The sequence below is a fragment of the Flavobacterium sp. 2755 genome (assembly GCF_031455715.1).
Taxonomy (GTDB): domain Bacteria; phylum Bacteroidota; class Bacteroidia; order Flavobacteriales; family Flavobacteriaceae; genus Flavobacterium.
In genome coordinates this window covers 819,438-831,740 of the sequence record NZ_JAVDTG010000001.1, presented here as the reverse complement: position 1 = coordinate 831,740, position 12,303 = coordinate 819,438, and the positions used below count along the sequence as shown (strand labels likewise).

Sequence of the window (12,303 nt, the reverse complement as noted above, 5' to 3'; positions counted from 1 at the left end):
TAGGAAATACGAATTGCTATAAAATACAAAACCCGGAAGACTATGAAAACTTCCGGGTTTGTTACCAAAAACAAAAAAATAAAATAAACCTTTTCTTTTTATAGATCAAAACCATACGCTAAACGAAGCGCAACCTGATTGGTATTGAACTTGTCATAGTCCTCATAACGGACACTCACGTCAATGTATTTGTTGGCATACCCAATTCCTGGAGCCCATAAAAATGTGGTGTCATTATACCCGTTTGTTACTGCAAAACCGGCACCTACTTCACCCAGAACATAAAATTGATCTTCCCAGAAAAAAGCTTTAAAACCAGCTTTTGCAGGAATGAATCCCAAATCTTTTATGTTGTTTCCTAATTCATCTTTACCTCCCACAAACAAGTTTGTAAAACCTGTAGTTAATGTCAAAGATGTTCTTTTAGATAAGTCATATTGTAAACGAACGTCTCCACCAAGTGAAAAATCATAATCGTCAGTATCAGTTGGGATACCTCCGTTTAAACCAATTCCTAATCTAAAACCCTGATCGTAATTTGTTGCTGCATTATCTTGAGCAAAACTGGCATTAGAATATAAAAATGCGAATGCAGCGAGGCATATAAACTGTAATTTTTTCATGGCATATATCTTTGAATTATTAATAATGTAAAAGTAGAATAGAGGCCTTTTGGACTTGTTATATAATTTTTAAAAATCGTTATATAATATTACGGTATGCTAATTTTAGCCTTAAAATTGGCTTATCTTTTTATTAATAGGATAGAATTCGAAGCTTCTGATTATCTTTGCCCACTAAAAAAGCAGCAAAGTGAATCTAAAGCAGTACACCAAAGAGTTTTCGTATAATTTCAGACTGGCATATCCTATTATATTAGGTATGGTTGGGCATACCTTAATAGGTATTGTCGATAATATAATGGTAGGGAAATTAGGAAGTACTGAATTGGCGGCAGTTTCACTTGGAAACAGTATGATTTTTATTGCGATGTCATTAGGAATTGGTTTTTCGACAGCCATTACGCCCATTGTGGCCGAAGGCGATGCCGAAAAAAACGATGGCAAAATTAGATCTGCATTTCATCACGGTTTGTTTTTATGCGCCATTATTGGGTTATTGCTTTTTACTTTAATTGTTTTAGCAAAACCATTAATGGAATTGTTAGAACAGCCTAAAGAAGTAATTGTACTCGCAAAACCGTACTTAGACTGGGTTGCTTTCTCGCTGATTCCTTTAGTAATGTATCAGGGTTATAAACAATTCGCCGACGGAAAATCGATGACTAAATATTCGATGTACGCCATGATTATGGCAAACGTACTTCACGTAGGTATAAATTATGTGTTGATTTACGGTATTTGGATTTTTCCTAAAATGGGAATTATCGGTGCGGCACTTGGTACCGTAATTTCTAGAATATTTTTGGTAATGTTCATGCACATTATGCTGTCAAGAAGAAATGACTTAAAACACTTTTTTAAAAATTTCAGCTTCAGCGAAATTAAAAGCGCAACGCTTAAAAAAATAATAAACTTAGGATTTCCGTCTGCTATGCAAATGCTTTTTGAAGTCGTTTTGTTTACCGCTTCCATCTGGCTTTGCGGTAATATTGGTAAAACGAGTCAGGCGGCCAATCAAATTGCGTTGAGTTTATCGTCACTTACTTTTATGTTTGCGATGGGGTTAAGCGTAACATCGATGATTAGGGTAAGTAACCAAAGAGGATTGCAGGATTATAAAAACCTCGTTGTTGTGGCGCGTTCTATATTTTTGCTTGCCATTGTAATCGAAACATTTTTCGCGTTTCTGTTTGTCGTTTTTCATGATTTTTTCCCGCATATCTTCTTAAATATGGAAAACAGCGGACAAATTTTAGACAATACCGAAGTAATCGAAATCGCTTCAAAATTATTATTGATCGCTGCCATTTTCCAAATTTCAGATGGAGTTCAGGTTGTGGTTCTGGGAGCTTTACGTGGTTTGCAGGATGTTAAAATCCCCATGTACATTACGTTTGTAGCCTATTGGGTTATTGGTTTTCCTATTTCGTATTATTTGGGAGAATATACAGACTGGAAGGCGCAGGGCGTTTGGATAGGGCTTTTGGCAGGATTAACCACAGCGGCAATTTTCCTGTACATGCGCTTTCATTACCTTACAAAGAAATTAATCTCAAATTCATTTGCAAATAACTAAATTTGAAACTTAAAATATAGGCCACAGATGTCACAGATTAATACAGATGAACGCTGTGTTTTTTAATAAAATCTGTTTAATCTGTATTAATCTGTGACATCTGTGGGCCAAAAACAAACATTATAAATTAAAAAAATAAACATAGATAAAATGGACTTACCTAAATTTTTACTTGGCGATAATACTGATTTTCCAGATGATATTTTTATCATTCACCTTGATTACCCAAGATTTATAATCAACTTAAAAGATGATGAGGTTGAATTTATGGAAGAAGCAGAAGATCTTGATGAAGCAGAATTAAATGCCGAAATGGAAGGTCTTATCGTTAAAGCCAATGAATTTTACGACAGAGAAATAAACCGTTACGAAGAGTAAAGACGCACATGTAGAGACGCACAGTAGTGCGTCTTCAATGTTTCCGGGATTTTCTCACGCAGATTTTGCAGATTTAAGCAGATTTAATTTTAAAAATTGCTATAAAAATTTCTGCGTATATCTGCTTAAATCTTTTAAAATCTGCGTGAAACAAAAACTTTGCAACTTCATAATCTCAACCAAAAACTAATATAAATCATCTAATGAAAAAATTAAGTTATTTAAAACCTATTTTCAATTTTATATTAATCGGATTACTGATTACAACCTTAAGCCGAATATTTTTATTTTTCCTTTTTAAAGAAAGGGTAGAGCAGACGCCTGATTTCTGGTATATCTTCCCAATCGGTTTGCGAATGGATTTGATTTTACTTTGTTATTTGTCTTTTCTGCCGGCCGTTTTAATTACTTTTCTGCCAAATAAATGGTTGAAATTCACCAATAGTTTTTTAGTAATTTACAGTTTCTTATTCCTGTTTCTGATTCTTTTTGTAGAATTAGCTTCGCCGGATTTCGTAAAACAATACGACACACGTCCGAATAAGATTTTCTTAGATTATCTGATTTATCCTAAAGAAGTGGTTGGAATGCTTTTAAAAAGTTATTTGACTTCTATCATTGTAACTTTCCTGATTCTTGGGGTTGTCATTTATTTTGCTTTCAAAAAAGGAAAAAAATATTTTCATACTACAAGCACTGAATATAAATTCAAACTAATCGCTTTTCCATTAGTAGCCTTTTTATTGTTTTTTGGAGCGCGTTCAAGTCTTACTTCAAAACGTCCTATTAATGCCAGTAATGCTGTTTTCTCTACAGATCAATTGACAAATACTTTAGGATTAAATTCATTTTATACTGTTGCCTTTGCCGCTTATTCAATTAAGAATGAAGGAAACACAAAAATGTACGGAAAAATGGATGAAGCCGAAGCCATTGCCCGTGTAAAAAAATACATGATCGCCGGCCCGACAGATTTTACAGATGCCGAAATTCCGTTTCTGCATGTACAGCAGCCGGATTCTGTTAAGAAAAAAACATATAATTTGGTGATATTTTTACAAGAAAGTTTAGGCGCAGAATATGTTGGAATTTTAGGTGGAAAACCGTTGACACCAGAATTTGATAAATTATCAAAAGAAGGATTATTGTTTACCAATTTATACTGCACAGGAACCAGAAGTGTTCGCGGAATCGAAGCTGTTGTAACGGGATTTTTACCGTCACCGTCTGAAAGTGTGGTAAAACTAGGAAACTCACAACAAGGATTTTTCACGCTTGCTGATGCTTTAAAACAAAAAGGTTATGATACCAGTTTCATTTATGGCGGAATGGCGAATTTTGATAATATGGCTTCATTTTTCAACGGAAACGGTTTCAGCGATATTGTAGATCAGGAAGATTTTGAATCAGATGGAAATAAATACGCTTTCAAGGGAACTTGGGGTTATTCTGATGAAGATTTAGTAACCAAAGCCAATAATTATTTTAAATCAAAAGGAGACAAACCATTTTTCTCTTTAATGTTTTCGACTTCAAACCACGAACCGTTTGAATATCCTGCGGGAAGAATAAAACAATTTGATAAAAAAGCGGCAACGGTAAATAACGCCATGAAATATGCCGATTTCTCGATTGGTAAATTCTTCGAAATGGCTAAAAAAGAACCGTATTTTAAAAACACAATTTTCATTGTAATCGCAGATCATAACACCAGAACTTACGGAAAAAATTTAGTACCAATAAACAAATTCCATATTCCGGCATTCATCATGGGGCCTGGAGTTCCAAAAGGTGCTGTTTATGACAGACTGGCAAGCCAAATCGATATTCCGCCAACATTGTTGAGTTATTTAGGACTTTCGTTTGAAACACCAATGGTAGGTAGAAATCTAAATAAATTAGATCCAAAAGTGCAGGGAAGATCGATTATGCAGTTTAACGATATCAACGCTTTTAGGGTAGAGAATCAGGTTGTAATTATGCAGCCAAATTTAAAACCGCTTCAGTTTGAAATTAAAAACGATACAACTTTAATTCCGGTTAAACTAAACGAAGAATTAGCAAAAGATGCGTTAGCACATGTTATTACAGCAGGGAATTTATACAAGGAAAATAAATATAAGCTAAGAAAAAAATAGGTTTTTCACCATATAAGTAATATAAGAAAATTTAAGTTTTGGCGTGCGCTATTTAAATGAACTTATATTACTTATATGGTGAATAAAAAATCTTAATGTTTTTTGAACTACAGTTGTTAGGTATGTAATTTCATACTTAGCAGCTTTTTTTTGTGTTAAAATTCAAACAAAACAGGTAACAAAAAATAAATTTAATTGATCTATACTAAACCAAAAGGCGTAACCTGAAAAGCCAGTAATAGAGTAAGGGTCAATTAAATTATTTATTATGAAAAGTTTACAACAAAAAAAGATTAAAAAATCTGAAGTATTAAAAGTGATGTTAGTTTTTGTGTTAGCAGTTTTTTTTATAAGCTGTAACAACGATTCAAGCGAAGATCAAAATGCGGAATCATCAAAAACAGAACAGCAAAATCAGCCCAATACTCAAAGATATTTACCTCACTATGAAGGGGTTATTGTGCAAGCCTGGGGAGCGCATAATATTGACTGCAGTCAGCCGGAAGGATTTTGTAATTTTGTTTTTTACGAGTGGATAAAATATAGCTTTTCTAAGCCAGACAACGACGGAACACCAGTACGTGTTACAAATGAAGCCGATAAATTTGTTATGACAATTCAAAAAAGTGCTTTAACCGAAGAACATAAAAAGGGATTATTGCGAAATGGAAGAGTTTATGTAATACCTGAAGGACAGATTATACAACCGGAATTAGTTAAATCTCTTAAGTTCAATTCAGATATTTTAACTCCTGGTAAATATTCTATTGAAGAAAGTGAAGGAGCTTATAGAATTGCAATTAATGTAAATGAGAAGTAAATGAAATTAAAAAAGCTTTAAGGTATTAAGAGCTTTTTATATTCACTTAATAAAAACTGGGCGGCTGCAAAAGGTGATATTTCATCATTTTGCACCGCTTTTTTGATTTGTTCCATTTGCTCCATAATCACAGGCTGATTGAAGAAATTTGATTTCAATTGTTCGTTGATCGTTTCCATCATCCAGAAATGGTTTTGTTCGTTTCTTTTTTCCTGAAAGAATCCCGTTTCTTTTGTCATTTCAAAATAATCAGAAATCGTGTTCCAGATCTCCGAAATACCCTCTTTTGTAATCGCACTGCAAGTCGTGACTTTGGGCTGCCAGTTTGATTTTTTTGGAGGAAATAAATGCAAAGCACGGTTAAATTCCAGTTTTGCCTGATTGGCTTTTTTGATATTATCACCGTCAGCTTTATTGATAACGATGGCATCTGCCATTTCCATAATACCGCGTTTAATTCCTTGAAGTTCATCGCCTGCGCCGGAAATTTTTAATAAAAGAAAAAAGTCAACCATACTGTGAACAGCAGTTTCACTTTGTCCCACACCAACCGTTTCTATAATTATCGTATCAAAACCAGCGGCTTCACATAAAATAATCGTTTCTCGGGTTTTACGGGCAACACCACCCAGGTTTTCTCCAGATGCACTTGGACGAATAAAAGCATTTTCATCTTTTACCAGTTCTTCCATTCGGGTTTTATCGCCCAGAATACTTCCGTGGGAAATCGAACTGCTGGGATCAACGGCCAGAACAGCCACTTTTTTTCCTGCCTGAGTCAAATAAGTTCCAAAAGCCTCAATAAAAGTACTTTTTCCAACACCGGGAACACCTGTAATTCCTATGCGGATTGATTTATTGGCATACGGAAGACAGCCTTTTATAATCTGGTCTGCTTTTGCGGCATGATCGGGATTGGTGCTTTCGATAAGCGTAATCGCACGGCTTAATGCGGTTATATTTCCGGAAAGAATTCCAGAGATTAATTCAGAAGCAGAAGGCTGCTGCCTGCGTTTGTTTTTAATTTGATTGATAGCCGAAACATTGGTAATTTCAGGAGATGAAATTCCAGCTTTTTCAGTTAAACTGCCCGACTGTTTCTTTAAACTTGACAAAATACTTTTTTAATATTGTAAAAGTACTGAAAACAAAAAGAGTTTCAAAAAAAGGATTTCTTTGAAATTGCGGGTTGTTAGGTTTGCCACAAATTGCACGAATTTACACGAATTTTTATGTCATTGCGAGGAACGAAGCAATCTCACTTAGTATATAAGCGTTGTCATTGTTAGTGCGGTTGCTTCGTTCCTCGCAATGACTGTGCGTGCCGATTTTGTAACCGTACCGTTTGTCATCCTGAGCGAAGTCGAAGGACACGCAAGAAGCTCGATAAAGATTGTATAACCACACCGCATGTCATTGCGAGGAACGAAGCAATTTCACTTAGTATATAAGCGCTGTCATTGTTAGTGCGGTTGCTTCGTTCCTAGCAATGACTGTACGTGCCGATTTTGTAACCGTACCGTTTGTCATCCTGAGCGAAGTCGAAGGACACGCAAGAAGCTCGACAAAGATTGTATAACCGCACCGCATGTCATTGCGAGGAACGAAGCAATCTCACTTAGTATATAAGCGCCTGTCATTGTAGTGTGGTTGCTTGGTTCCTCGCAATGACTGTACGTGCCGATTGTAACCGTACCGTTTGTCATCCTGAGCGAAGTCGAAGGACACGCAAGAAGCTCGACAAAGATTGTATAACCGCACCGCATGTCATTGCGAGGAACGAAGCAATCTCACTTAGATATAAGCGCTGTCATTGTTAGTGCGGTTGCTTCGTTCCTCGCAATGACACAGACGGATCTTTGACATTGTTTTAACACAAAGAGACCCGACAGGTTTTTAAAACCTGTCGGGTCTGACTTTTATTGCGGAGCTACTTTGCGCCCTTCGACTTCGCTCAGGGTGACAAAACAATTATTAATTATCAATTATTAATTGTTAATTATTTAAGGATTTCTGTATCAATTAACCTCGCATATTTCCCAGTGATTTTACCTTTTTCATCAATAGTAAAAAAAGTTGGGGTTCCTATTATGGCGTAGGTTTGGAAGTTTGGACCTGCAAAACCTTTAAAATCGCACAACTGTTCCTTCCACGGGAAAGTGTGATCATGGCCGTCTGTGGCATCTTTGGTCATGTCTGCGGCTACGCTTATTATTTCGTAGCCTTTGTTTTTTACAATATCGTAATTGCCTAATAACTGGTGAATTTCATTCTCGCAGTTGTTGCAGCCCGATTCGTAAAAGAATAATAAAGTCTTTTTATTGATTGTTTTTTTACCTGCCGCAGTCTGCAAAGCGGGCGCCGAATTACCAATTACCGGAGCATTAATAGTGTTTGCTAATTTTTTACTTGGTTTTTCTAACTTTCCTGATTTTGCTGCATACTGACTTATGGCGTTTACTAAATCATCTTTTCCTTCTTTGGTAAACACAGCCACGATTTTTTCTGTAAAAGCGGTGTAGATTTCATTGCTTTTTATGCGCGACATGATTTGTTTGGTATCTGTTAGTAAAACAGCATCGTCTTTAATTACCATTTTTTGTAAATTCACCCAGCCTTCGATTGCCTGATTCCAGAAACCGCTGTTGTAGAGAACCTGCATATCGAGTTTTTCTTTTACAAAAAGATTTAACTCTTTTGCTTTTTCTTCTTCCGGCTGGTTAAAGCTGCTGCTTATGCCCATTAAAAAACGGTAAATTTCTATAAAACGTGCGGCATATAAAGGACTATTTGCGGTTTCGTTTCTAAGTGTGGTAAATTGCTGCTGCAGGTTTTCATTTTCTTTTTGGAAAGCGGCATACAATGGTTCTTCTTTTTTATATAAATTAAGACCATATTGTACAAAACCGACTTTGTCAAGAATTGCTTTTTGCTGCTGCATTTTTTGATTTAAAAAATCATTCTCCGGCGAACCTGTAAATTTAAGGTTCTCAAAATTAGGCTGTTCTTCCGGACAGGAAATACTAAAATTCTCCTTGTTTACAATAAAATCCAGACCAACACCATCTATAAGTGCAAAGTGCAAAATACCTGCATACCCTTTTTGGGCAGCCGGGACAACAAGTACTGTTTTACCAGCCGAGTCAAGTTTACCTGTGGTAATAGTGTCTTTTTTACCTCCTTTGTCCAGTATAAATGCATATTGCTTTCCTGCGTTAGGAGGATAGTTGATATTTATGGTTTGTGAATATACAGAAGTCAGCATGCTTAAAACAGCAAAACCTCCTATTAATATTTTTTTCATATTTTTTATCTGTTTAATTTTTATTAAAATTTATAAAATACCGAAACGCCCTCCATTCCTGCCTATAAGCAGGAAATGAAAAGCGTAACAGCCTTTTGGTAATTCATTTTTTTAATCCTGAAAGCATTAATTGCTTTCTAAGATTTTAAAGCATTTTTTTAATTATTGCTATTCAGCTATGCAGCGCACAGATATTGCACTACTTTGAACACCAGAGAAAATGAAAAGAGAAGGATTTGGAGGATACCACCCAAAAATATATGAACCACCATTAGTACCCCAAGCATCTATTAAATCAGCAACATTATAAGCCAGTTTAATTATATGCATAGTTCCACCACTCTCTAGAAAACCAGCATTCGGAAGCATTAATGCGTCACCAAATTTCATTCCTCCTTCTTCTGCCCCATAAGCCGCATAAGTGCCTAGCGGTGTTCTTCGGTTATAAGCAGTATTTCCTACCCCTTCCCACTCCTTTTTAGTAGGTACACGATATCCTTTAGGACATGGATCAGTATTTTCATTTCTACTTCCAATAGACCAGCCAGCAGCTTGTGTTTTGATGGGTAATTGTGGTACTACAGCTGTAGTGTTATAATCTGAAATATAAGTAAAATCAGCAATAGGAGTCTTCATTCCCCATTGATAGTATTTTCCATATAAACCTCTGGCAGGAATAAAAGGATCTAAAGAAGTATCTGCACCTAAGTTATGACACATAAATGCTTTCCAATCTGTATCTGCAGGGCCAGTTTTTGCACCACAACACATACAGTCTTTTATTTGTGCTGTTATGCTTACTGCTCTTTCTCCAGTTCCATCATTAAAAATGGCATATATAGTTAATTTGTACGCGTTTTTGCTATCGAGATTTCTAGCTGTAGTATTTAAGTCTGATTTATATGTTACTGTAACGGTGTAGTCACCATTATCTTTAAAATCTTTAACAATATAGCCTGCACCTACAGTTTCTATATAATCAAAACGAAGATTATTTACTGTACCAGTTGGACTTTTTGTAAAAGTATAGGTATAGGCTTGCACTTTAGTAAAATCTGCTTTTTGAGATGAACGGGATGCTATTGTACCACAATCCTTACCCGCAGTTTCTACGATATCAAAACATGTCCTGCCGCTTAAAGAACCCGTTCCTGGCAGGATATCCACAGGGCTTTTGGTTACAGTAACCTTAGTTGTTAATGAAGTTGCAAACGGTTTACCTGTACAGCCATTTGTTACAATACAGTAAAAATAATATGTACCTTCTGTAAGATCGCTTGTACTATATGAAGTTCCGCTGCCTACCTTAGCACCTCCTGTTGTACTATTAGTTGTGTTTTGATACCATGCGTACGTTTCTGTATTAGTTTGATTTACGGAAACATTTATAGTAACCAGTGTTTTTGCTTTTATAGTCTGGTCGCTGGATATTGAAGCAATAACAGGCGTAGGACACCCAATGTTCATTGTTATTTCCTTCTCTATCGTTTTTTCGCCGCATTCATTTTTTGCTTTTACTGCAATTTTTACTTTTTGACCATCAGTTCCACTCTTTGGTAGAAATATTGTTGCAGTCTTTCCGTCAGCATCAGCAACTGCAATTCCATCCATAGTCCATGTATAAGAAGAATCGTATGAATTAGTAACAGTAAGCGTAATTTGTGAACCAAAAGTTTGATCAGTAGGAGGGTTTACCTGAGGATCCCAATCAAGGTTAGGACCGCTTGAGTTTCCGGAAATTGTTTTTTCTACCATAGGGCTTATACAGCCAGTTGTGTTCTTTATAGTAGCTCCATAAGTTCCTCCAGCTGTTACCTGAAGTTCATTACTAGTTTCTCCATCTATTATTTTTTTATCTTTATACCAAGTGTAAGTATAATTTCCTGAATTTAGAACAGTCAAAGTTGCCTTGCCATTACAAAGGGTGCTTGTAGTTTTAATATCTGGATTCTCAGGCGTACTGCCCTGTGTTATATCTGCCTTTAAAACCCTTTGTTCTGCTGCACATTTTGCTCCGCTGTTATCAGTCGCCTCCATACGAAGTGAAATGGTTGACTGAGAAGCCGGAACAATAAATGGGTTAGCAGTTATAAGATCATTGCCATTGTACCATTTATAAGTAATTCCGCTTTGCTGATTTTTAACCGCTAAATTTAAACTTCCTCCAGAACAAAAGTTTGTAAAGCTCTGTAACGGCGTATCATTTACTAATACATCATTAGGATCAAGAGACACTTCTCCCGCTGCTTGACTTTTAGTTACCTGAATACTGCTTGAAGGTTTGGAATAACAGCTTCCATTTTTTGTAGCTGCAAACCATTCGCCCACGCTGCTGTCACCTTCTATTTCTACAGATTCTCCTGTTTTTTCTTCTTTCCCATTATGGAACCAAACAACAGAAGCACTGCCGTTTCCTGATGCAGAAAGCGTTACTTTTTTTGTACCGCAGATTACCCCGCTATTTGTTGCCGTTACCGCAAGATTAACCGGTGTTACTGTTCCAGATTCTGTAATCGTACGTTTGTTTGATGCATTAGTATTACAGCCAACAGCACCCATAGAGATATTATATTCTCCTTTTTGCGTAGCGACAATGTAAGATGCACCGTTGCTTCCCTGTATTGGAAGACCATTACGAGTCCAGATTATTTTATTAAGATTTGCTGTATTAGCTGGAACAGATAAATATACCGCACCGCCCGCACATAAAGCCAAATCGGCACTTGATGGTGATATTACCGGCACTGCATACGGCATAGAAGTACAGTCTACCCCATTTTGAGAGAATAAAAACTCTTTATATAAACTGGTACACGTACTGGTAACACGTACCAATACCGTATGTGTGTTTACAGTTTCATTTGGGTTAAAGTATATTTTAAATTTTCCATTAACCTTGTCTATATCATATAATGATGCATATTCTGAACCAGCCATAATTGCAATGGTAAATGGACCGTTAGGACAATCAGGGTCTGTAACGTTAAATGTCTGGTCACATCCGGTACCATCTGCAGCTACGTTTATGCATGGCTGCGGGCTTATGGTTGTCTGCGATGTTCCGTCACATAAACTTACCCAGCGTGATGCGTTCCAATACTCCACACAATTGGTAGTTTTATTGTAAATAGTAAGTCCGTTTCCTTTATCATTATTTTTTACTGCAAATGCATCACGTTCTGCAGTTGTCATTTGCGGCAGTCGAAGCCCGCCTTTGTTAAGCAGTTCCAGCACAGAGAAAGCCTCGGGTTCTTTCTTGCCCCCAATGGTCATCTGGGCCTGCGTGTTAACCGAAAATAATATGGCAAATACAAGCCATATACAAAATAGATTTTTTTTCATTTTTTAAATTATTTAAATTTTAAAATAGCATGCCCGGTTCCGCTGCTTAAAAAGCAGCAGATTATAAAGCATACGTTATGAATACCCGTTTTAGGTATTCGTCTATTTTTGTGGTATTTATG

8 protein-coding genes are annotated in these 12,303 nt (G+C 36.3%); 4 read left to right on the top strand and 4 right to left on the bottom strand.

Annotation, left to right across the window (positions count from 1 at the left end; translation table 11 throughout):
* Positions 1-98: 98 nt before the first annotated feature.
* Positions 99-623 (bottom strand): hypothetical protein, encoded by a 525-nt coding sequence (locus J2Y38_RS03535; protein WP_309839618.1) that lies wholly within the window; start codon positions 621-623, stop codon positions 99-101.
* A 190-nt stretch (positions 624-813) separates the two neighbouring features.
* On the opposite strand from J2Y38_RS03535, the gene J2Y38_RS03530 reads away from it, so the two are divergent.
* From J2Y38_RS03530 to J2Y38_RS03515, 4 genes are all read left to right on the top strand, one after another.
* Complete coding sequence (locus J2Y38_RS03530; protein ID WP_309839615.1) at positions 814-2,199, top strand: MATE family efflux transporter; 1,386 nt, start codon at positions 814-816, stop codon at positions 2,197-2,199.
* A gap of 150 nt (positions 2,200-2,349) precedes the next feature.
* A complete protein-coding gene (locus J2Y38_RS03525; RefSeq protein ID WP_073484329.1) occupies positions 2,350-2,577 on the top strand; it encodes a hypothetical protein in 228 nt (75 codons plus the stop codon).
* Between the two features lie 203 nt (positions 2,578-2,780).
* On the top strand, positions 2,781-4,715 hold the full coding sequence (locus tag J2Y38_RS03520; protein WP_309839612.1) for an LTA synthase family protein: 1,935 nt from the start codon (positions 2,781-2,783) through the stop codon (positions 4,713-4,715).
* 268 nt (positions 4,716-4,983) lie between these two features.
* Complete coding sequence (locus J2Y38_RS03515) at positions 4,984-5,535, top strand: hypothetical protein (protein ID WP_309839610.1); 552 nt, start codon at positions 4,984-4,986, stop codon at positions 5,533-5,535.
* 17 nt (positions 5,536-5,552) lie between these two features.
* Here the strand turns inward: J2Y38_RS03515 and meaB are convergent, their stop codons facing one another.
* The 3 genes from meaB to J2Y38_RS03500 form a co-directional block, all read right to left on the bottom strand.
* Positions 5,553-6,650, bottom strand: a complete 1,098-nt coding sequence (gene meaB / locus J2Y38_RS03510; protein ID WP_309839608.1) for a methylmalonyl Co-A mutase-associated GTPase MeaB — start codon at positions 6,648-6,650, stop codon at positions 5,553-5,555.
* Between the two features lie 884 nt (positions 6,651-7,534).
* Entirely contained in the window at positions 7,535-8,839 is a 1,305-nt protein-coding gene (locus J2Y38_RS03505; protein WP_309839606.1) for a redoxin domain-containing protein, read from the bottom strand.
* A gap of 168 nt (positions 8,840-9,007) precedes the next feature.
* Positions 9,008-12,181 carry a hypothetical protein gene (locus J2Y38_RS03500; RefSeq protein WP_309839604.1) on the bottom strand — a complete coding sequence of 1,058 codons (3,174 nt, stop codon included), beginning with the start codon at positions 12,179-12,181 and terminating at the stop codon, positions 9,008-9,010.
* Positions 12,182-12,303 lie beyond the last annotated feature (122 nt).